Origin of the sequence: Mesorhizobium sp. M1273 (genome assembly GCF_040318195.1) — a bacterium.
Classification (GTDB): domain Bacteria; phylum Pseudomonadota; class Alphaproteobacteria; order Rhizobiales; family Rhizobiaceae; genus Mesorhizobium.
Genome location: NZ_JAMYLV010000022.1, coordinates 1 through 22,234, shown reverse-complemented (window position 1 = coordinate 22,234; position 22,234 = coordinate 1). Strand labels below are relative to the sequence as shown.

The following is a 22,234-nucleotide window of genomic DNA, read 5'->3' as shown; positions in this document are numbered from 1 at the left end:
GGATGGCGGCCACCCTCACCCATCTTGGCGCGCAGGGCGAAGCCAACATGGTCGATGTCGGCGACAAGGCTGTGACGGTGCGCACGGCAGTCGCAGAAGGCTTTGTCGCGATGCGGCCCGAGACGCTGGACATGATCCTCGCCGGCGACGCCAAGAAGGGCGACGTGCTGGGCACCGCGCGCATTGCCGGCATCATGGCGGCCAAGAAGACGCATGAACTGATCCCGCTTTGCCATCCGCTGCTGCTGACCAGGATATCTGTCGATATCGAGGCGGACGCCGCGCTGCCCGGCCTGAAGGTGACAGCATTGACCCGCGTCACCGGCAAGACCGGCGTTGAGATGGAGGCTCTGAGTGCCGTCTCGGTCGCTTGCCTGACCATCTACGACATGGCCAAGGCGGTCGACCGCGCCATGGTCATCTCCGGCATAAGGCTGGTTGAAAAGACCGGCGGCAAATCCGGCGACTACAAGATCACCGGAGACGGGGCCACCGAGGCAGGCCGATAATGGTGCTGGTCCCAGTTGCCGAGGCGCTCGAGCGCCTGCTGGACGGCGCAGCAGCGCTGCCGGGCGAACGCGTCGCACTGCTGGATGCCGCCGACCGCGTGCTGGCGGAGCCGGTTGTGGCGCTCCGCACCCAGCCGCCGTTCAACGCCTCCGCCATGGACGGCTATGCCGTGCGGGCGGCCGATATCGCGTCCGTACCGGCAAGGCTTTCGGTGGTCGGCATGGCGCCGGCCGGACGCGGCTTTGCCGGAACGGTGCAGCAGCGGCAGGCCGTGCGCATCTTTACCGGCGCGCCGCTTCCCGAAGGCGCCGACACTATCGTCATCCAGGAGAACGTCCGCGATCTCGGTGGCGGCAGCGTCGAAGTGACGGAACGGACGGTGCAGGGGCGCAACATCCGCCGCCTCGGGCTCGATTTCGCCAAGGGCGATGTCCTGCTGCCCAAAGGCCGCCTGCTCGACCCGGCGGCCTTGTCGCTGGCGGCATCGGCCAATCACCCCGAGGTGCGCGTGGTCAAACGGCCGCTGGTCGCCATCATCGCCACCGGCGACGAATTACTGCCGCCGGGCAGCGATCTTGGCCCCGACCAGATCATCTCCTCCAACGCCTATGGTGTCGCCGCTGCCGCACAGTCGGTCGGTGCGCGCGCGCTCGACCTTGGCATCGCGCCGGACCGCAGGGAGGCGATCGCTGCGCTGGTTGAAAAGGCCGTGAAGGCTGGCGCGAACGTCATCGTCACGCTGGGCGGTGCCTCGGTCGGTGACCACGACTTCGTCCATGACGTGCTGACCGGGCAAGGCATGACGCTCGATTTCTGGAAGATCGCCATGCGGCCGGGCAAGCCACTGATGTTCGGGCGGCTGGGAGACATTCGCTGCATCGGCCTGCCCGGCAATCCGGTGGCAAGCCTGGTCTGCACTCAGCTCTTCCTGAAGCCGCTGCTGGCGCGGCTCGGCGGCCGCGCCTTTCAGCAGGATATACGTCGGGCACGGCTCGGTGCCGCCATGCCGGCCAACGATCTCAGGCAAGATTATCTGCGGGCTGTTGTCATAGATGACGCCGGTACGCTCGTGGCGACGCCGTTCGGCATCCAGGACTCCTCGATGCTGAAAATGCTGGCCGATGCCGACGGGCTGATCGTTCGCGCGCCGTTCGCGCCTGCCGCGGCGGCGGGCTCCCCCTGCGACGTACTGATGCTACGCTGAACCTGCCTCACTCCGAAATCAAGGTCCGGGTCAGCGGATGGTCTGGATCGGCCAAACCGTCGATGATGTTGAAATGATGCCGGTCAGGCTCGACCACCGAGCTGGTCGCGGTACCCAGGCCGATCCAGATGTTGGCCAGCAACGCGCTCTGACGCAGGAATTCGGCGCGCTCGCCGCCGCCGGCCCAGCAGGTCAGGCGGGCCTTGTCCATCGGGCGCAGCAGCACCGGACTTTCGGCCTGCGCCTCGGCCTCATCGATCGCCAGCGTCTCGTTCATGCCGGTGCGCATGATCGGGCGCAAATCGTGCACCCCCGAGATCGACACCACATGACGAACGCGCCGGACCACTTCGGTCGCCAGCGGCGTCGTCGCCGTAACCATCCGGCTAACAAGATGGCCGCCGGCCGAGTGCCCGGTCAGCATCAGCGGCCCTGCAACCATCGCCGCCGCCTTGCCGATCGCCGCGCCGACTTCCTTGACGATGCCGCCAATGCGTATCTGCGGACAGAGCGTGTAGGACGGCATCGCCACCGCATAGCCGCGATCAACAGGGCCAGCGGCAAGATGCGACCAGAAATTCTTGTCGAATTCCATCCAGTAGCCGCCATGAACGAACACCACGAGTCCCTTGGGCTTGATGGCCGGCAGGAAAAGATCGAGCCGGTTGCGTGGGTTGTCGCCATAGGCCATGTCGAGCCGCGCCCTGCCCTCGGTCGAAAGCACGTCGCGGAAAACCCGCGCGGGCTCGATCCAGGCCGCCGGCCAGCGATCGCTGCCGGCTATGTTGGCGCCGTTGGCATAGGCGTTGTCCCAATCGGCAATGTGACGTTCGAACACCCTGCGCCCTCCCTGGCATATGGCCTTGCAACGTAGCCGTAAGCATCGCGCGGCGCGTCGTCGCCAGCCTCACGATTCCAGCTCTCGCATCAATCTCAAGTGACAGCTGCTTTGATGGCGAAGCGCGCATCCTTCCACGCACCGGTGTGCAGGATGTCCTCAAGCACTTTGACGGCCTGCCAGACATCGGCATAGCCGATATAGAGCGGGGTGAAGCCGAAGCGCATGGTCGATGGCGCGCGAAAATCGCCGATCACGCCACGTTCGATCAGCGCGCGCATGACCTGGTAGCCATGCTCATGCATGAATGAAATCTGGCTGCCGCGTTTTTCCCCATCGCGCGTGCTTTCGAGCGTGAGCCCGTACGTGCCGCACTTTGCCTCGACAAGCTCGATGAACAGATCCGCCAGCGCGATGCTCTTCTTGCGCACCGCCGTCATGTCGACATCGTTCCAGATGTCGAGCGCGCCCTTCAGCGTGCGCATCGACAAGACCGGCTGCGTGCCGCACAGAAACCGGCGGATGCCGGTGCCGGCCGCATAGCCTGGCTCGAATGCGAAGGGCCGTGCATGGCCCCACCAGCCGGTGAGCGGCTGCTGGATGTCGGAAAGATGCCGCTCAGCCGCATAGATGAAGGCAGGCGCGCCCGGGCCGCCATTCAGATATTTGTAGGTGCAGCCAACGGCAAAATCGGCGTTTGCCTTGTCGAGTTCGACTGGCATCGCGCCGGCGGTGTGGCAGAGATCCCAGACGATCATCGCCCCGGCTTCCTGAGCCCTGCGCGTCAGCGCCGGCATGTCGCGCAGTTCGCCCGACTTATAGTTGACGTGGTTGACCAGCACCACAGCGGTGCGTTCGTCGATCAGCTCTTCGATGGTCGGCGCGTCGACTCCCGAGAGGCGCAGCAGCGTATCTTTTCGCGTCGAAACCACACCCTCGGCCATGTAGAGGTCCGTCGGAAAACTATCGCCCTCGGCGACGATGACCTGCCGCTCCGGTCGCATGGCCATGGCGGCGTGCAGCAGCTTGTAGATATTGACCGATGTCGTGTCGCAGACCACTGTCTGGCCGGCCGCGGCCCCGATCAGGCGCCCGAGCTGGTCGCCAAGTTCAAGCGGCATGTTGAACCAGCCGGCCGTGTTCCATGCGCGGATGAGATCATGCGACCATTCTTCGGTCGCGGCTTTGTGCAGTTCATCGAAAGCGGCACGTGAAGCAGCTCCTAGCGAATTGCCGTCGAGATAGATCACTCCTTGCGGCAACACAAAGCGGTCGCGCATCGCGCGCAGCGGATCCGCGGCATCCATCGCCTTTATGGCCACGAGATCGGGAATTCCTGTCATGATTTGTCTGCTCCCCCAAGATCCAACGCAACGCCGGACACGCATCGACTGTTCTTCCATTACCTGGTTGCGCGCAGCAAGGCTCCACCGGCGAGAAGCAGCCTGACCAGGCGGTGGAAACCGGGACTTAACCCGAGGTTGGCGTTTTGAGTTCGTTTCGTTCACGGTGCATTGACCAAACCGCACAGTCGATACGGGTTCAATTCCGTGCCTTTTGCCGACCGACGGCCGATGCCAGTGCCGCCTTCTAGGAGGCCAGAAGGGCGCAAACGAAAGCAGAATCAAGGCGATGAGGCTCGCGGCGGTGAAAATGCGGTACGCCGGTAGGGGACGTCGTTTGTTTCCCGAGCCTTAACGCATTCATTAAACTTTAAACAGTTGCGGAACACAACTGGAACAGATAGTGTTTGTTCTGGGTTTGTTTTTCTGATTCTGTTGGGGGTCGCTATGCTGACACGCAAACAACACGAACTGCTTATGTTCATCCACGAAAGGTTGAAGGAAAGCGGTATCCCGCCTTCATTCGACGAGATGAAGGAAGCGCTCGACCTGGCTTCCAAATCCGGAATCCACCGGCTGATTACGGCGCTGGAGGAGCGCGGCTTCATTCGCCGTTTGCCCAACCGGGCCCGTGCGCTGGAGGTGCTACGCCTGCCTGACTCGATCGCCCCCGGCCTCAATGCGGCACGCAAGTTCTCGCCGAGTGTCATCCAGGGCAGTCTTGGGCAAGGCGCCCCTCGGCAAGGCAAGCCGACATCGTCGCGCGTGCCCGCAGCCGGAAATGACGACGATGTCGTCGCCGCCGTTTCGATCCCGGTGATGGGCCGCATCGCTGCCGGTGTGCCGATCGACGCCATCCAGCACCAGACGCATTCGATTTCGGTGCCGCCGGATATGATCATGGGCGGCGAGCATTATGCGCTTGAGGTCAAAGGCGATTCGATGATCGAGGCCGGCATTTTCGACGGCGACACGGTGATCATCCGCAATGCCGATACGGCGAGCCCCGGTGAGATCGTGGTGGCACTGGTCGACGAGGAGGAAGCGACGCTGAAGCGGTTCCGCCGCAAGGGCGCCTCGATCGCCCTGGAAGCCGCCAATCCGGCCTACGAGACGCGCATCTTCGGACCAGACAGGGTCAAGGTGCAGGGCAAGCTCGTCGGACTGATCCGCCGCTACTGAGCTCCGCCCTTGGCGCCGGCTTTGGGGTTGTCGGCCCGGCGGTATGGCGGCAGGCCCCGTGCCGCGCGTGAAAATTTCCGCTGCACGTGCCAGGGCCGGTATGATTTTTCGACGGCGAAGCGGATCTCGGCGCGTGTTGCCGCTTGTGGATCGAAATAGACGGCGGCACTTCCCGCGCGCGCCAGTTGCCGTTTGGTGACGACGAGGACCAGCCGGTCGTAGTAGCAGGGGTTATGGGCGGTGGCGTCGTCGATGACGATCAAGCTGGCAAAGGCGCAGGCTGGCCGCGCAGTATCGCGGTCCTTGGCTTGCGCGATGATCGCGCCGGATGGATGCCTGGCAAGGCAGAGGCCGTCCGTGCAAATGAACGGCATGCCCGGCGGTAGGTCGGCCGGATCGGCAATGTCGAATTGCGGGTCGTTCTTTCCAGGTGTTTCCGGCGCGACGATAGCCTCTGATGTGAGCGCGCGTTTCCAGTTGTCGATGGTGAACTCATTCGGGCGTGCCCGGTTGACCGCGAGTTCACCGCTGCCGATCGGCAGCGCGACCAGCCGTGCGTCCTCCGAGACCAATACGTCGGGTATGCGTGTCTGCGTTGTCGTCAGCAAGCCGGCGAGCGCAAAAGGAAGTGCCGCCAGCCGCAACCACGTCGTCGCCATGCTGGCAATGACGAGGGCGATCGTCACCAGAAGGACGGATCTCAGCGAAATCAGCCCGACCGCATCGATCGGCGAGCGCTCCGAGATCCACCCGGACAGGGCGATCATCGCCGTCAGCCCCTTGCCCATGACATAGAGAAAAGGGCCATCCGCACCGAACGGCATCGCCAGCGCGCTGAGAACGGCGAAGGGCATGACGACCAGTGACACGATGGGCATGATGGCCAGATTGGCGAACAGGCTGAGCGGCGCCACGCGCTGGAAATGCCATATGGCGAAAAGCGCCGTGGCGCTCCCTGCAATGATCGAGGTCATCGCCAGACCGCACATGCCCAGCAGGACCTTTCGAGTGGCAAAGCGTAGCGGCGACTGCCGCGGCGGCGGCGTGGTGGCCCTGCCGGCGCGGTAATCGGACCAGCCTGCGTAGGCGCCGACAAGGGCCGCCGTCGCGGCGAAGGACATCTGGAAACTCGGACCGACCACCTCGTGCGGCGACACCAGGATGACCGCGATGGCCGAGATCGCCAGGTTGCGCATGGTGAGCGCGGCCCGGTCGAACAGCACGGCGATAAGCATCACCGCCAGCATGATGCGTTCGGCCGCCACGACAATGCCGGAAAAGACGAGGTAGGCCGTAATCGAGAAAAGCGCAGCGGCCGCGGCATACTTCTTGACCGGCCGTCGCGATGAGAAATCGGGAAACAGCGCAAAGGCACCCCGCAGCAGCGCCATGATGGTGCCGGCGACCAACGCCATATGCAGCCCCGAGATAGAGATGATGTGGTAGATGCCGGTGCGCCGCATCGCTTCGTTGATCTCCTCGGGAATGCCGGCGCGCACGCCGACGATCAGCGCAGCAGCAATCTCGCCCTCGGCACCGCCGATGCGGCTGCGGATATGGTCGGCGATGGATTCGCGCGCGTCTTCGATCGCGGAAGAAAGCTGCGCGGCAAGCGGCATGCTGCCCGACGACACGACTTTCGGATTGCCGAGAAAAAAGCCGCTGCCGCCGATACCGGCGAAATAGCTGTCGAACGAGAAATCATAGCTGTCGGGCCGCACCGGGCCGGTCGGCGGCAGCAGCCGCACATAGCCGGTGATCTCGGAACCGGCGGTCAGCTCAGCCGGTATCTTCATCGCCGAAACGCGGACCCGTTCCGGCATGTAGCGCAGTGTCGGCCTGGCCGTTGAGATCACATCGATTGTCAGCCTGATGCGGCCGCTCGCCATGGGCTCGTACGATACGACGCGACCCGTCAGCCGCGTCGAGATTTCGGAGCCGAGCATATGCGTTCCGACACGCCATGTTTCGAACTTGGCGGCAAGTACGCCAAGCGCGCAGAGCAGCGCCACCATGAAGCACAGGCGCGCCCTGGGCCATGACCGCGAGACGACGGCACAAAGGGTCGCGAGGAGCGCGATTGCGATCGGCTGTGGAAAGGCCGGCTCCACCGACAGCCCGAAATAAACGACCACCCCGCATGCGAGGAACACCGGCACCAGCAGGAAGGCGATGCCGCGGTCGAGTTCCAGACCGGCCGCTGTGGTTACGCTGTTGCGGATACGGGACGGTGACGGGAGGCGGAAACGCCTGCGCAGGCGTACGATAGGCTCGCCCGCGGGCACGAGAACCGTTGCTGGGTCGCTGGCCGGCAGCGACGGAGCATCGAAGCGCGGAGCAGGTAGCAATGCCGGTGCCGGCAGGACAGGCGGGGGAGCGGCAAACAGCAAGCGTTCGCTGACGTCGCTGCCAACGTCCTCGCCCTCGCCCGCACCACGGCCTCGCACAGCCGTCGGGTCTGCCCCTTGCGCCCTCGACCTCCTATGCTACATGAACGCGCAACGCGCGAAAGTCCGCAAACCCACTTCCTTCGCCCGCCTGAGAGTTCCATGCCCGATAAGGTCGTCACCCGTTTTGCCCCCTCGCCCACCGGCTATCTGCACATTGGCGGCGCGCGCACGGCGCTGTTCAACTGGCTGTACGCCAAGCACACGGGCGGCACGATGCTGCTGCGTATAGAGGATACCGACCGTGAGCGGTCGACGGATGCGGCGACGGCAGCCATTCTCGACGGGCTTTCCTGGCTCGGACTCACCTGGGACGGCGCGCCTGTCTCGCAGTTCGAGCGCGCGCCGCGCCATCGCGAGGTGGCCGAGGAGCTGGTGCGCGTGGGCAAGGCCTATTACTGCTACGCGACGCCGGCGGAGCTGGAGGCGATGCGCGAGGCAGCGCGAGCCAAGGGGCTTCCGCCCCGCTATGATGGGCGCTGGCGCGACCGCGACCCGTCGGAGGCGCCGCCCGGCGCCAAGGGGGCGATCCGCATCAAGGCGCCGACAGACGGCGAGACGGTGGTGCATGACCGCGTCCAGGGCGACGTGCGCTTTCCCAACAAGGATCTCGACGATTTCATTATTCTGCGCTCGGACGGCAATCCCACCTACATGCATGCCGTCGTCGTCGACGATCACGACATGGGCATCACCCACATCATCCGCGGCGACGATCATTTGACCAACGCCGCACGCCAGACCGTAATCTATCACGCCATGGGCTGGGAGGTGCCGTCGATGTCGCATATCCCGTTGATCCACGGTGCCGACGGCGCCAAGCTGTCGAAGCGGCACGGTGCGCTTGGCGTCGAAGCCTATCGCGCCATGGGCTACCTGCCGGAGGCGCTGCTCAACTATCTGGCGAGGCTTGGCTGGAGCCACGGCGACGATGAGATCATGTCGATCGCCGACATGATTACATGGTTCGACATTGGCGACGTCAACAAGGGCGCCGCCCGTTTCGACTTCGCCAAGCTCGAGGCGCTTAACGGCGTGCATATGCGCCGGATGAACGACGCGGCGCTGCTCGACATCTTCATCGCCACTCTGCCCTATCTAGAAGGCGGCCCGGCAATCGCCGCTCGCCTCGACGACAGACGCAGGGCGCAACTGCTTGCCGCGTTGCCGGGCCTGAAGGAGCGCGCCAAAACGCTGGTCGAACTTGTCGAAGGGGCTGCATTCCTTTTCGTCGAACGGCCGCTGCCGGTCGACGAGAAGGCGGCGGCGCTGCTCAGCGGTGAGGCACGCGCGATCCTGCGGGGCGCTCATGCGGCACTAGCCACGGTTTCGGGGTGGTCTGCCGCCTCAGCCGAAGCCGCGATCCGCGACTATGCGCAGGCCGCCGGCTACAAACTCGGCGCCGTGGCCCAACCTTTGCGCGCCGCGCTCACCGGCAAAAGTACCTCGCCAGGTGTCTTTGATGTGCTTGCCGTGCTTGGCCGCGAGGAAAGCCTGGCGCGGATCGCTGATCAAATCGATTAGCAAACTGGCCCAAGAAGATTGGCATTGAAAGGTGTGTTTCGCAGTGCAACATTGGGTCTTGGCCTAATCTGCCGCGCAGATTCAATTGCGGGCGCAAATGTGCGTATTCCGATGCTTTTGACGTGTTGGGTTCAGATATTTTGCCTTTGCCGGCCTGAGGAAACAAAAAGGAGTTTGCTATGACCGAACCTGCGACAAAAATGGAATTTGGCGGCAAAACCCAGGCATCGACGGCCAAGCTGGAATTCGGCGGCAAAACCCATGAATTCAAGATACGAAGTGGTTCGGTAGGACCTGACGTCATCGACATCGGTTCGCTCTACAACACCGCCGGCGTCTTTACCTACGATCCCGGTTTTACGTCGACGGCGAGCTGCGAATCGGAAATCACCTTCATCGATGGCGATGCCGGCATTCTTTTGCACCGCGGCTACCCGATCGACCAATTGGCCGAGCACGGCGACTTCCTCGAAGTCTGCTATCTCTTGCTCTATGGTGAACTCCCGACCAAGGCGCAGAAGGACGATTTCGACTACCGGGTGACGCGCCACACCATGGTGCATGAGCAGATGTCGCGCTTTTTCACCGGCTTCCGCCGTGATGCGCATCCGATGGCGGTGATGTGCGGCGTGGTCGGCGCGCTGTCGGCCTTCTATCACGATTCCACCGATATCTCGGACCCCTATCAACGCATGGTCGCGTCAATGCGGCTGATCGCCAAGATGCCGACGATCGCGGCGATGGCCTATAAATACCACATCGGCCAGCCATTCATTTACCCGAAGAACGAGCTGAATTTCGCAGCCAATTTCCTGCATATGTGCTTCGCCGTGCCTTGCGAGGAATACAAGATCAATCCGGTGCTGGCCCGCGCGATGGAGCGCATCTTCATCCTGCACGCCGATCACGAACAGAACGCCTCGACTTCGACCGTCCGCCTGGCCGGCTCGTCGGGCGCCAATCCTTTTGCCTGTATCGCTGCCGGCATCGCCTGCCTGTGGGGTCCCGCACATGGCGGCGCCAACGAGGCAGCCCTGAACATGCTGGGCGAGATCGGGCATGTCGATCACATCCCGGAATTCATTGCGCGCGCCAAGGATAAGAACGATCCGTTCCGATTGATGGGATTTGGCCACCGCGTTTACAAGAATTACGACCCGCGCGCCAAGATCATGCAGAAGACCGCGCACGAGGTCCTGGGCGAGCTCGGCATCAAGGACGATCCACTGCTCGACATCGCCATGGAGCTGGAAAGGATCGCACTGACCGATTCCTATTTCATCGAGAAGAAGCTCTATCCGAACGTCGATTTCTATTCCGGCATCACGCTGAAGGCGCTGGGCTTTCCCACCACCATGTTCACCGTGCTGTTCGCGGTCGCCCGCACCGTCGGCTGGATCGCGCAGTGGAAGGAGATGATCGAGGACCCGCACCAGAAGATCGGTCGCCCGCGCCAGCTCTATACCGGCGCGCCGGAACGGGACTACGTGCCAATCGCGAAGCGGTGAAGGTGGTGAATGGTGAATGGTGAATGGTGAATGGTGAATGGGAGTAGCGAAGCGTCGCTCCCTGTCCACAGAAACCACTATTCACAATTCACTATTCACAATTCACTCACTTCCTCACCATCCCCATCACCACACCCGCGGCAATCTCGCCTGACGGCTTGGCGGTTGCCATACGCCCGGCAATGTCGGCAAAACCGTGCTTCTGCCAGGTGCGGTAGGCGGTATCGGAGAACAGCGCTTCCAACTGCCGCGCCAGATAATGCGGCCGCACATATTGATTGTAGTGTTCCGGCACAACCGGCCGGTCGGCAATGAGATTGGGCAAGGCTGCGCTCCATACTTTGATCAGCGGCTGCGCCATGCGCATGACCGGATCGAGCCGGTAGCAGGAGATCATCGGCACACTCGCCAGTGCCAGTTCCAGCGATACTGTCCCCGATGCGATCAGCGCCGCATCGGCCTTGCCGAAGGCCTGCCATTTGCGTTCGGCATCAAGTATGATCTCCGGCTTCTCGTCCCAGCTCGCGACCGAGGTCCTGACCAGGTCGGCGACGTGCGGCACCGTCGGCAACAGCAGGCGCAAGCGGTGCCCGCGCGCCCGCAGGATCGACACCGTCTCGCCGAACGGCCCGACCATGCGTCGCACCTCACCACGACGCGAACCAGGCAGTACAAGCAACGTTTTGACGTGATCTGCGGACAGGTCACGCGGCTGCGCCTGCGCCCTGGCGGCACTGATTATGCCCGGATCGTGTGCAAGGCGATGCCCGACATAGGTGCCGGGCGGCCCGCCCAGGCGAGCGAGTTCCTTCACCTCGAACGGCAGGATGCAAAGAATGTGATCGACATATGGCTTCATCGCCGCCGCCCTGCCCGGCCGCCAAGCCCACACGCTCGGGCAGACATAGTGGACGATCGGGATAGTCGGATCGGCGGCACGCACCTTCTTGGCGACGCGCAGCGAGAAATCCGGACTGTCGATGGTGATAAGGCAATCGGGCTTTTCACCGGCAATCGCGTTTTCCGTCTGGCCGATCCGCCGCATCAGGCGCGGCAGGTCGCGCAGGATGGCGCTAAGCCCCATCAGTGCGATCTCGCTGCCGTCGAACAATGGCGCCAGGTCGAGCGCCTGCAAATGGCGGCCGCCGATGCCGACAAGCCGAACTTCGCGCCCGGTCATGCGCTTGAGCGCCTGCACAAGGTCGGCGCCAAGCAGGTCGCCGGACTCCTCGCCGGCGACGACGGCTATCTTCAACGGCCGCTCATTCGCCATGCGCCGGCTCCGCAGCAGGCAGGCCGATTACGAACAGGCCGAGCGCATTGGCACGTCCGATGGTGGCGGGACCTTCGAGCACTAGCGAGCGACCGGCTTCGACGGCAATGCCGGCCAGTCCGGCGGCATGCGCCGCCTCGACGGTCAGCGGGCCGATGGAGGGCAGATCGGCACGCAGTTCCTGACCGGGCTTGGCGCATTTGACCAGAACACCGCGGCTCCCGCCGGCCAGCCTGCCGTGCCCGCGCAACTCCCTTGTCCGCTCGAGCAGCCCGTCGGTGCCTTCGACGCCTTCCAACGCAATGGCGCGGCCGCCGACCGCAACAGCCGCTTGGCCGATATCCAGCGCGCCGATGGCTTTTGCCGCCGCGTGCGCCGCCTCGATGTCGCGCCAGTCGGATTTGCGTGGCGCCGCCTTGGTCAGCAGGCCTTCGGCGGCGACCAGCTCCGGCACGATCTCGTGAGCGCCGACGACCTTGATGCCGCTGCTCTCGATCCTGCGCACGAACAGTTTCAGCACCGTATCGTCCCCCCGGGTTACACCGACGAAGAGGCTGGGTAGCCACGCGAGCAGGCCCAAATTGAGGCGCATGGCGCTCAACCTGGGGCGGCGCGTGATATGACCCGCGGTTACGAGATGCGTAACGTGATGCCGCTTAAGGATCGGCAGCAGCGAGCCGACGTCTTCCAGCCTCAAGGTTGTCTGCTCATAGGGCTCGAAATCGGCTATGCGATCGACCTCGCCGGCCGCCATCACGACGAAGGGCAATTTGCCTTGCCGGGCGAGCGCTCGGGCAATTTCGACCGGGAGACTGCCGCCGCCGGCGATGATGCCGACCTTGGCATCTGGCGCGAGATCAAGGCCCTTTCCGGCAGCCTCAATCTTCGTCATCTGCCCTCAGTCTTCATCATCGGTATCGTCGCCGTCGCTACCCTTGAGCGACGGCACGGCGTAGTGCCGCTTGCCGCGACCAGCGATGAAGTCGACGATTTTCATGGCAGTCGGCGACGAGGCGAATTCCGCCTTGGCGAATTCGATGTTCTCGCCGACGGTCCGGGAGCGATCGAAGATCGTCTTGTAGGCTTTGCGCAGCAAGTGGATCTCCGAACGCGGCAGGCCGGCGCGCTTCAGGCCAATGATGTTGAGGCCGCGAAGGCTGGCACGGTTGCCAACGGCGATGGCGTAAGGAATGACGTCGCCGACGATCGCCGAGCAACCGCCGAGAAAGGCGTTATCGCCGATGCGGACAAACTGATGAACCGCGGTAAGGCCGCCGATGTAGACATTGTCACCGACTTCGCAATGCCCGCCTAACGTCGCTTGATTGGCGAAGGTGGCGTTCTTGCCGACCACGCAGTCATGGGCAATATGGGCATAGGCAAGGAAATTGCCGTTGTCGCCGATCGTCGTCTCGCCGCGGCTGGAATCGGTGCCGACATGCATGGTGACACCTTCGCGGATCGTGCAGTTCTCGCCGATCACCAGCGTGGTACGGCCGCCCTTGTGCTTGGTGTTCTGCGGCGGCCCGCCCAGTATCGCCATCGGATAGACCTTGGTCGATGCACCGATGGTGGTCGCGCCAATCACCGAGACATGGCTGACCAGTTCGACGCGGTCGCCGATCACGGCGTCGGGGCCGACGTGACAGAAGGGCCCGATGCGGGCGCCTTCGCCGATTTGGGCGCCTGCCTCGATGACCGACGATGGATGGATGACTGTCTGGATTTTCATTAGCATTCGTTTGTCAGCCGCTTGCGACCATCATCGCCGAGATCTCGGCTTCCGCCGCCTTGGCGCCATCGACGAGGGCCTCGCAAGCGAATTTGAGAAGATTGCCGCGTTTCTTGATTTTCTTCACATGAATTTTCAGCTGGTCGCCTGGAACGACCGGCTTGCGGAACTTGGCATTGTCGATGGTCAGGAAATAAACCAGCGACGGCTTTTCCGTACCAAGGCTGCGGATGCAGATGGCGCCGGCCGTCTGCGCCATCGCCTCGATGATCAGCACGCCGGGCATGACCGGCTGGTCGGGGAAATGACCTTGGAAATGCGGCTCGTTTATGGTGACGTTCTTGATGCCGATGGCGGATTCGTCGCCATCTATGTCGACAATACGGTCGATCATCAAGAACGGATAGCGGTGCGGCAGGAGCTTCATCAGCCGCATTATGTCAACCGCTTCGAGCGTCGCCGCTGCGATGTCAGCCATTTCCCCCCTCACCCTGTTTGCGCGTCCGTGCAAGTCTGCGCAAGGCCGCTATCTCGCGCATGGCTTCCGCCATCGGCTGCGCCGGATATCCTCCCCAAATCTCACCGGCAGGCACATTGCTCATAAACCCGCTTCTTGCCGCAAGCTTGGCCCCGGACCCGATGGTCAAATGATCCGCAAGGCCGACACCGCCACCCATGGTGACGTTGTCGCCTACCGTCACGGAACCGGAAATACCCGAAAGCCCGGCTATAATGCAATTGCGGCCGATGCGAACGTTGTGCGCGATCTGCACCAGATTGTCGATCTTGGTGCCCTGGCCGATGATCGTGTCGGACATGGCGCCGCGATCGACGGTCGTATTCGACCCGATCTCGACGTCGTCCTGGATGATGACGCGGCCGATCTGCGGAACCCGCTCCGGACCCTTGGCGCCGGCCACGAAACCGAAGCCATCCTGGCCGATCCTGGCACCGCCATGGATGATGACGCGATTGCCAATCAACGCATATTGCACGCTGGCACCTGGACCGACATAGCCGTCACGGCCAATCTGCGAGGACGGACCGATGACCGCATGCGGGGCAATGACGGTCCCGCTGCCGATGGCAGCGCGAGGTCCGATGATCGCACCCGCTTCGATGATCGCACCGGCCTCGACATGGGCGGTCGCATCGATATGGGCGTGCGGCGAGATACCGGTTTCGCCGGTCATCGGTCCAGGCGTTGCAGCGGCCGGAAAAAGCAGACGCCCGACCATTGCGAAGGCCTGCTGCGGGCGCGGATGCACCAGCACCGCGATGCCCGCCGGCGCCTTGCCGGCAAATTCGGCAGGGCAGAGAACCGCCGCCGCCCGCAGTGACTGCATCAGGGCGAAATTGCGCCTGCCATCGACGAAGACAAGGGCGTTCTCGCCGCCTTCGTTGGCGGGCGCCAGAGCCTCGATCGATACATCGAAGAGACCGGAATCAACAAGCGTCGAGCCGGTCAGATTCGCGACTTCGCCGGCCGTATACCGGCGTGAGGGCGCGAAGAACACCGGATCGGTCATTCCAGAAGCAATATCCAGCTAGCGCATGACCCCGAAATCGGAAATCGACCCTCGGAAAGGATCATGCGCAAATCAAAATGCTACAACGTCCTTTGCGCGTCCGATAGGACGCGCTGCGCTGTAGTGTCGGATCACTGCCATCCGGATCCAAACGAGCCGGAAGCATCATTGCCCGCACATCAGAAGCGGGTCGATATGCCGAAGTTGAATTCCTGCACGTCGTCGGTCTTTTCCTTCTTGACCGGGATCGCATAGTCGATGCGGATCGGGCCGAAAGGCGATGCCCACATCAAACCGACACCGACGGAAGCGCGCCATTCCATGCCGGTTGTCGAAGAATTGACAAGGCCACTTGCGATTTTGCTGCCGTAGAGCGTTGCCGCATCGGCGAACACAGCGCCACGCAAACCGAAGCTTTCGGGGATGACCGGCAGCGGGAACTGAGCTTCCGCCGAGGCATTGAAGTAGGTGGTGCCGCCGAGATGGTCATTGCTGTTGTCCGAAGCAACCGGGCCGATGCCGCCGTATTCGAAACCGCGGATCATACGGTCGCTGCTCTGGAAATGGTCGAAGACGCGCAGATCGCCGTTGCCATAGCCTTGGACATGGCCGGCGCCGCCCGAAATGAGGCCCACCAGGTCCAATTGTTCGGACAGCGTCTGATAAATGCTGCCGCGCGCCGTGACCTTGATGAACTTGGCATCGCCGCCGACGCCAGCCACTTCGGTGCCGACATTGGCATAAATACCGTCATGCGGGTTCTTCATGTCGTCGATGGTATTGTAGATCAGGCCGAGGCTGACCGAGGACTTGAGCCATGGGCTCTCTTCAACGCCGTTTACGATCGCCTGGGAGACGTCGCAGGTGCCACCATTGATAACGGGAACGCAGCCCTCGTCGAACTCGTACTTCTCTTGCGCAATATTATAAGCCAGCTGCGTTGAGATATTGTCGGTGATCGGCAGACCGAAGCGGACGGTCGCGCCTGTCGTGTCGCTGTCGTAATGGTCGTAGTTTCGGCTCTGCTTGTAGATGTCGAAGCCGGCCGCGATCCGGCGGCCGAGGAAATAGGGTTCGGTGAAAGAGAAGCTGTAGTCGCGCGAGTTCTTGCCACCGCCCGCCGCCACCTTGATGAATTGGCCGCGACCGAGGAAGTTGCGCTCACTGACGGAACCTTCGACGGACGGACCTGACGTTTCACCGCCGCTCGAATAACCGGCGCCGACCGTGAACTCACCGGTCGATTTCTCGACCACATCTACCACCAGCACAACCTGGTCCGGCTCAGAACCCGGAACGGTGGAAATTTCGACTTTTTCAAAATAATCGAGCGCTTCCAGCCGCCTCTTCGCGCGCTGGATGAGCACCTGATTGAAAGCATCGCCTTCGCTGACATCGAACTCGCGGCGAATGACGTAGTCGCGCGTCCGATCGTTGCCGCGAATCTCGATGCGCTCGATATAGGCCTTGGTCCCCTGATCGACCGTATAGACGACCGAGATCGTGTGGTTCTCGAAGTTGCGGTCGCCGCGCGGCGTCACCTGGGCGAAGGCATAGCCGGATCCAGCGACCTTTTCGGTCAAGGCGATGATCGTGTCCTCGACGTTCTTGGCGTTGTAGACATCGCCCTTGTGGGTCTCGACCACCGATTCAAGTGACTTGGCGTCGACCTCGGGGATCGTGCTTTCGACGCTGACATCCCCGAACGTATAACGCTCGCCCTCCTGTACCGTGATGGTGACGGTGTATTTGTTGGTGGTGTCGTCGAGTTCGCCGACAGCCGAGACGACCTGGAAGTCGGCATAGCCGTGATTATAATAGAAGCGGCGCAGCAGCTCCTGGTCGGCGCGCAGCTTGTCCTCGTCATAAACGTCGTCGCGCAGCACGAACGACAGGAAGGACGAACGCTTGGTGGAGATGATGTCCGACAGCCGGCGGCTCGAATAGGCGCTGTTGCCGACGAAATTGATCGCTGCGATCTGGGTGCGGCCGCCTTCGTTGATGTTGAAGACCACGTTTACCCGGTTGTCGCCGAGATCCATGATCTGGGTGGTCACGGCGGCATCGTCGCGGCCGATACGCCGGTATGCGGCCTTGACCGCCTCGACATCGGCATCGAGCTGCTGTTGCGAGAAGGTGCCGCGCGGCTTCAATTGCACCGCAGCCTCAAGCGCGTTGTCCTTGAGCTTCTTGTTGCCCTGGAACAGCACCTGGTTGACGACCTGGTATTCGGACACCTTGATGACCAGCGTCGATCCGACCTGGTTGATCTGCACATCCGAAAACAGCCCGGTGCCAAACAGCGCCTTGACCGCATCGTCGATATCCGAACTGGAAAACGCCTTGCCGGGCTTGATCGTCACGTAATTGCGGATGGTGTCCGCGTCGACACGCTGATTGCCGGTGACTTCGACTCTGGAGACGACAGCCGCCTCGGCGGCCGATGTGGCAACGAACTGCACTGCGAGCGCGCCTGGTACAACCAGAGCGGCGGACATAGCCACCGCGGACGCGGCGCTCAGAAACTTGGATGCTGCCTTCATCGGGCTTTTGTACCTTTTCTCGAAGTCCCCACGGCGAGAAAACCGGACGTGCGGTAATTTCCCCTACCGTATTAACCGGATTTTCCCTACACGCAAGGCTTCTGGTTAATTTGTATTTACTTAACCCTGCGGCGTGGCTTTCGCGTCACGCATATCCCCACGCATGGTAAACGGCGTCTCAACATTGCTCGTGCCGAAGCCAAATTCCTTCATGATTTCAGCACCCAAACAGATCGTTCCAGAAAACAAAGCCCATGAACCCGAGCACCAATATGAGGCCGCTTCGGTAAGCCATTTCCATCATGCGTTCGGACACCGGCCGCCGGATGACAGCCTCCACGCCGTAGAACAGAAGATGCCCTCCGTCGAGGGGGGGAATCGGCAAAAGGTTGAGAATCCCTATCCCGACTGACAGGAATGCAACAAGCTGCACGAGCCATTCAAAGCCGAGCTTTGCCGCCTGACCCGACATCTTGGCGATCTTGATGGGGCCGCCCAGCTGGCACTTGTCCTCGCGACCGACAACGAAACGTTGCAGGAACTGGCCGGTACGCTGGATGACGTGTCCGGTTTCCTGGACCGCTGCCCCGACCGCCCCGGCCGGACTATAGGTGATCAGCCGCGGCTGGCCGAGTTCCTTGTTGTTGACGACGCCGATCACGGCCACCTGGACCTTGTTGCCCAGTGCGTCTTGTTGTTCCATCAAGCGCGGCGTCGCCGTGACGGTAATTTCCTTGCCGGCGCGTAGCATGACGAAGGTGATGCTGTCGCCGGCGCGGCCAGAGACCAGACGCTGGACGTCGGCGAAGGTCTCGACCTTGCTGCCGTCGACGCTGACGAATCGGTCGCCGGGCATGATGCCGGCCGCGGCGGCCGGACTGCCGACAGTGACCTCAGCCACCATCGGCTCCAGCACGGGCCGGCCATGGACGGAAAACAGCACGGCAAAGACGGCGATCGTCAGCAGGAAGTTGAACAGCGGCCCCGCCACGACGGTCGCCGCCCGCTTCCAGATCGGCTGCGTGTGGAAGGCGACCTTGCGTTCCTCGTCGCTCAGCGCCTCGATCTCCTCGGAGCTGGGCTGGCTCGACGTCGCGTTCATGTCGCCGACGAACTTGACGTAGCCCCCGAGCGGTATGGCGCAAAGCTTCCAGCGCGTGCCGCGGCTATCGTTGAAGCCGATGATCTCTGGGCCGAAACCGATCGAAAAGGCTTTTGCGCCGATACCGCACCAGCGCCCGACGAGGTAATGGCCCATTTCGTGGACAAAAACGACCACGGTCAGCACGAACAGGAAAGGCACCAGCGTGCCGAGGACAAAGCCCTCTGTGCTGAAAACCGCGTGAAAAATCTCGTTCAATTCATGCCCTCAAATTCATCCACGGCACAGATCACGCCGCGACTGTGACATCAATCCAGGCGAATCCATGACGCAGCCCCGCGCCGGCCCACCGACGATGCCGTTCAAACCGGAAACAGACCCTGTGCCGGATGGTCGGCGGTCGCGGAAATCCAGCCGATGACGTATAGGGCGAAAGCCGCCGCGACAAGCCCATCTACCCGATCCATGATGCCGCCATGGCCGGGTATCAGCGTGCCGGAATCTTTACGGCCGTGGCGTCGCTTGACCCATGATTCGAACAGGTCGCCGGCCTGCGCGACAATCGAAAGCACCAGTGCGACCACGCCAAGCACGACGAGGTTGCCCGTTCCGGCCACGGCGGCCAGAAGCAGCCCGGCCACTACGCCGCCGACCACCCCACCGAGCGCCCCGCTCCGCGTCTTGCCCGGCGAGATCGACGGCGCCAGCCTTGGACCACCGATGGAGCGGCCGACGAAATAGGCAAAGATATCGGTCGCCCAAACCACGGCGAATAGGAACAGAATGGCCAGCAGCCCTGAATGGTCGCCGTCACGCAGGAAGGCCAGCGACAAGCCGGACACGGCCGCATAGGCAAGGCCGGATGCTTCCCACGGTCCTGCCCTGCGCATGGAAGAAGCGACCGCAGTGACAGTAATCAGGGCCGCGACGAGCGGCAGCAGCAAAGACGCAGGCAGGCCGGCGACGAGGGCACCAATAAAGACCCCGATCAGCGCCTCGGGCAGAAAGCCGAGACCTGCCGTAGCACCAGCACCTGCCGGGGCAACGGGGCGGCTCATCCGCGTCCATTCGTAGAAGATCACCGCCGCCATGGCAGCGCAAAGCAACCGGAAGGACAGTCCGCCGAGCCAGGTCAGGGCAAGCGTGACGATGGCAAGCACGACGGCCGAAATGACCCGGAGTTGGAGGTTGCTCATTCCTCAGCCTGAGGCGACATCTTGGGCGGCAAGTCCGCCGAAGCGGCGCTCGCGGCCGGCGAAATCGCGCAGTGCATCGGACAGGTGCTCGCGACTGAAGTCGGGCCAGTAGCAAGGCAGGAAAACGAGTTCGCTATAGGCGGCCTGCCATAACAGGAAGTTGGACAGCCGAAGCTCGCCGCTGGTGCGGATGACCAGTTCCGGGTCCGGAATGCCCTCTGTATCGAGCGAGCTGGCAAAGGAATCGGCCGTGATCGCCTCGCTCTCGATCTCACCGCGCGCCACCGCCGCTGCGAGCTTGCGCGCGGTGCGCACGATCTCGTCGCGCCCGCCGTAATTGAAGGCAATGACCAGTGTCAGCGCCTCGTTGCCGAGAGTGAGCGTTTCGGCTTCCTCGAGCAGCCCCCTTATGTCGGGCTGCAGCCCTGCCCTGTCACCGATGACCCTGATCCGCACCCCACTCTGGTGCAGCTCGGCGAGGTCACGTCGGATGAAAAGCTTAAGCAGGCCCATGAGGTCGCTGACTTCGGATTTCGGCCGTGACCAGTTTTCCGACGAAAAAGCGTAGACGGTCAGGAAGGAGATGCCGAGGCCGGGGGCGGCGCGCACTGTCTTGCGCAGCGCCTCGACGCCGGCGCGGTGACCAGCCAGCCGCGGCAAGCCGCGCGCCTTGGCCCAGCGTCCGTTTCCGTCCATGATGATCGCGACATGCGCGGGCGTTGCCATATTCTCGCTTCCGGGCCAGGCGTGGCCAGACCCTAGACCTGCATGATTTCCGCTTCCTTGTCGGAAAGCAGGTGGTCGATGGTGCTGATTGTCTCGTCGGTCAGTTTCTGAACCTGGTCGGCCCGTTTGCGGTGGTCGTCCTCACTGATGTCGCCGTCCTTTTCCGCCTTTTTCAGAAAGTCCATGCCGTCCCGGCGAACGTGGCGTGCGGCGACGCGGGCATTCTCGGCATAACCGTGCGAGATCTTGACCAGCTCCTTGCGGCGCTGTTCGTTGAGCTCGGGCAGCGGAATCCTGAGATTGGTACCGTCGACGATAGGATTGAAGCCGAGATTGGCTTCACGGATGGCGCGGTCCACTGCGCTGACCATCGACTTGTCCCAGACCGAAACCGAAATCATGCGCGGTTCCGGCACCGACACTGTTGCCACCTGGTTGATCGGCATGGTGGTGCCATAGGCCTGCACCTGGACGGCATCGAGCAGGTTGCTCGACGCGCGGCCGGTGCGCAGCGAAGCCAGATCATGCTTGAACGCGGCGATCGCCCCGTCCATGCGCCGTTTGAGATCGTCGTACTCGCCACTCATCATCGTCTCCTCGACCCGTTAACCCGGGTTCACTGCTTAGGCCCCTGTTCGAGCCTCATCCGCAACCGGTCCCTTTCGGGTTCATGGTCCGGTCAATCGTCTGCGACAACCGTGCAACGGCCGCCGCCCCTCAGGATATCGCCGAAGCCACCCTTCTCGTGGATCGAATAGACGATTATCGGAATGTTGTTTTCGCGCGCAAGTGCAATCGCCGCCGTATCCATGATCGAAAGCCCGCGTTTGATGACTTCGTCATGGCTGATCCGCTCGAAACGTGTCGCATGCGGGTCCTTCTTGGGATCAGCCGAATAGACACCATCGACCTGGGTGCCCTTGAACAGAGCATCGGCGCCGATCTCGGCGGCGCGAAGGGCTGCAGCCGAATCGGTGGTGAAGAACGGATTGCCGGTGCCGCCGGCGAAGATGACGACCTTGCCCTGGTTCATGTAGGCGGTCGCCTGACGCTGCGAAAAACTTTCGCAAAGCTCGGGCATGGCGATCGCCGACAGCACCACGGCGTCGACGCCGATCTTGTTGAGCGAGGTGCGCAGCGCCAGCGAATTGATAACCGTGGCAAGCATGCCCATATGGTCGCCGGTGACGCGGTCTCCGCCTTTTGACGCAACCGCGACGCCACGGAAGATGTTGCCGCCGCCTATGACGACACCGACTTCGATGCCCAATGCGCGGGCCTCGGCGATGTCGGCGGCGATGCGGTCGACCACCGATACGTCGATGCCGAAATGCTGCTCGCCCATCAACGCTTCGCCCGACGCTTTCAGCAAGACACGTCGGTAGAGGGGCTTCACCGTCATCTGGTCCTCGTCATCGTGCGTGTGACGCGTTTCGGTGCGCCCCGAAACACTGGGCGTTCCGATACACGAAGGGCGCCCCGCTGTAACCCGGGGCCCGGGCCGGAAAATTGGGATCGGGGGCCGGGGTAGCCGGCAGCTCACGCCGGCAAAAGTTGCTCGCATGTGCCCATCCGGC

General features: G+C 62.8%; 19 protein-coding genes. 5 read left to right on the top strand and 14 right to left on the bottom strand.

All coding sequences use genetic code 11. The annotated features are described in order from the left end of the window. The first annotated feature begins 2 nt into the window (after positions 1-2). Together moaC and NKH30_RS21700 are read left to right on the top strand one after the other, a co-directional pair. Positions 3-509: a cyclic pyranopterin monophosphate synthase MoaC gene (gene moaC / locus NKH30_RS21705; RefSeq protein WP_352474267.1), complete on the top strand. Its 507-nt coding sequence runs from the start codon at positions 3-5 to the stop codon at positions 507-509. Beyond that, complete coding sequence (locus NKH30_RS21700; RefSeq protein WP_352980046.1) at positions 509-1,714, top strand: molybdopterin molybdotransferase MoeA; 1,206 nt, start codon at positions 509-511, stop codon at positions 1,712-1,714. The genes moaC and NKH30_RS21700 overlap by 1 nt, the downstream gene beginning before the upstream one ends. Before the next feature lie 7 nt (positions 1,715-1,721). On the opposite strand, the gene NKH30_RS21695 is transcribed toward NKH30_RS21700, so the two are convergent. Both NKH30_RS21695 and kynU read right to left on the bottom strand, forming a co-directional pair. Next, complete coding sequence (locus NKH30_RS21695; RefSeq protein ID WP_352872420.1) at positions 1,722-2,552, bottom strand: hormone-sensitive lipase; 831 nt, start codon at positions 2,550-2,552, stop codon at positions 1,722-1,724. Positions 2,553-2,647: 95 nt separating this feature from the next. Further along, positions 2,648-3,895, bottom strand: coding sequence for a kynureninase (kynU, locus tag NKH30_RS21690; RefSeq protein WP_352996989.1), 1,248 nt, complete (start codon positions 3,893-3,895; stop codon positions 2,648-2,650). Between the two features lie 447 nt (positions 3,896-4,342). Between kynU and lexA the strand changes: the two genes are divergently transcribed. Then, the gene (gene lexA, locus NKH30_RS21685) at positions 4,343-5,077 is read left to right on the top strand and encodes a transcriptional repressor LexA (RefSeq protein ID WP_023674949.1); all 735 of its coding nucleotides are present in this window, start codon (positions 4,343-4,345) and stop codon (positions 5,075-5,077) included. Here the strand turns inward: lexA and NKH30_RS21680 are convergent. Then, the gene (locus NKH30_RS21680) at positions 5,071-7,524 is read right to left on the bottom strand and encodes a ComEC/Rec2 family competence protein (protein WP_352996987.1); all 2,454 of its coding nucleotides are present in this window, start codon (positions 7,522-7,524) and stop codon (positions 5,071-5,073) included. The genes lexA and NKH30_RS21680 overlap by 7 nt on opposite strands. A 102-nt stretch (positions 7,525-7,626) precedes the next feature. On the opposite strand from NKH30_RS21680, the gene gltX reads away from it, so the two are divergent. Both gltX and gltA read left to right on the top strand, forming a co-directional pair. Continuing rightward, entirely contained in the window at positions 7,627-9,048 is a 1,422-nt protein-coding gene (gltX, locus tag NKH30_RS21675; RefSeq protein WP_352815654.1) for a glutamate--tRNA ligase, read from the top strand. Between the two features lie 179 nt (positions 9,049-9,227). Continuing rightward, positions 9,228-10,556, top strand: a complete 1,329-nt coding sequence (gene gltA, locus NKH30_RS21670) for a citrate synthase (protein WP_352699021.1) — start codon at positions 9,228-9,230, stop codon at positions 10,554-10,556. A gap of 106 nt (positions 10,557-10,662) precedes the next feature. Here the strand turns inward: gltA and lpxB are convergent, their stop codons facing one another. From lpxB to pyrH, 11 genes are all read right to left on the bottom strand, one after another. After that, entirely contained in the window at positions 10,663-11,829 is a 1,167-nt protein-coding gene (gene lpxB / locus NKH30_RS21665) for a lipid-A-disaccharide synthase (protein ID WP_352996985.1), read from the bottom strand. Next, positions 11,819-12,721, bottom strand: coding sequence for an LpxI family protein (locus NKH30_RS21660; RefSeq protein WP_352996983.1), 903 nt, complete (start codon positions 12,719-12,721; stop codon positions 11,819-11,821). Before NKH30_RS21660 ends, lpxB begins: the two co-directional genes overlap by 11 nt. A 6-nt stretch (positions 12,722-12,727) precedes the next feature. Beyond that, positions 12,728-13,561, bottom strand: coding sequence for an acyl-ACP--UDP-N-acetylglucosamine O-acyltransferase (gene lpxA, locus NKH30_RS21655; RefSeq protein WP_352474276.1), 834 nt, complete (start codon positions 13,559-13,561; stop codon positions 12,728-12,730). Positions 13,562-13,574: 13 nt separating this feature from the next. Continuing rightward, complete coding sequence (fabZ, locus tag NKH30_RS21650) at positions 13,575-14,039, bottom strand: 3-hydroxyacyl-ACP dehydratase FabZ (RefSeq protein ID WP_023674942.1); 465 nt, start codon at positions 14,037-14,039, stop codon at positions 13,575-13,577. After that, on the bottom strand, positions 14,032-15,090 hold the full coding sequence (gene lpxD / locus NKH30_RS21645) for a UDP-3-O-(3-hydroxymyristoyl)glucosamine N-acyltransferase (protein WP_352474278.1): 1,059 nt from the start codon (positions 15,088-15,090) through the stop codon (positions 14,032-14,034). The genes fabZ and lpxD overlap by 8 nt, the downstream gene beginning before the upstream one ends. Positions 15,091-15,269: 179 nt before the next feature. After that, positions 15,270-17,633: an outer membrane protein assembly factor BamA gene (gene bamA / locus NKH30_RS21640; RefSeq protein WP_352474279.1), complete on the bottom strand. Its 2,364-nt coding sequence runs from the start codon at positions 17,631-17,633 to the stop codon at positions 15,270-15,272. Between the two features lie 217 nt (positions 17,634-17,850). Next, positions 17,851-18,993 carry an RIP metalloprotease RseP gene (gene rseP, locus NKH30_RS21635; RefSeq protein ID WP_023674938.1) on the bottom strand — a complete coding sequence of 381 codons (1,143 nt, stop codon included), beginning with the start codon at positions 18,991-18,993 and terminating at the stop codon, positions 17,851-17,853. A gap of 104 nt (positions 18,994-19,097) precedes the next feature. Beyond that, positions 19,098-19,931 carry a phosphatidate cytidylyltransferase gene (locus NKH30_RS21630; protein WP_352996981.1) on the bottom strand — a complete coding sequence of 278 codons (834 nt, stop codon included), beginning with the start codon at positions 19,929-19,931 and terminating at the stop codon, positions 19,098-19,100. 3 nt (positions 19,932-19,934) lie between these two features. After that, positions 19,935-20,657 carry an isoprenyl transferase gene (locus NKH30_RS21625; RefSeq protein ID WP_352448819.1) on the bottom strand — a complete coding sequence of 241 codons (723 nt, stop codon included), beginning with the start codon at positions 20,655-20,657 and terminating at the stop codon, positions 19,935-19,937. A 32-nt stretch (positions 20,658-20,689) separates the two neighbouring features. Then, positions 20,690-21,244 (bottom strand): ribosome recycling factor, encoded by a 555-nt coding sequence (gene frr / locus NKH30_RS21620; protein WP_084640965.1) that lies wholly within the window; start codon positions 21,242-21,244, stop codon positions 20,690-20,692. Between the two features lie 92 nt (positions 21,245-21,336). Beyond that, on the bottom strand, positions 21,337-22,059 hold the full coding sequence (pyrH, locus tag NKH30_RS21615) for a UMP kinase (RefSeq protein ID WP_023674934.1): 723 nt from the start codon (positions 22,057-22,059) through the stop codon (positions 21,337-21,339). Between the last annotated feature and the right edge of the window lie 175 nt (positions 22,060-22,234).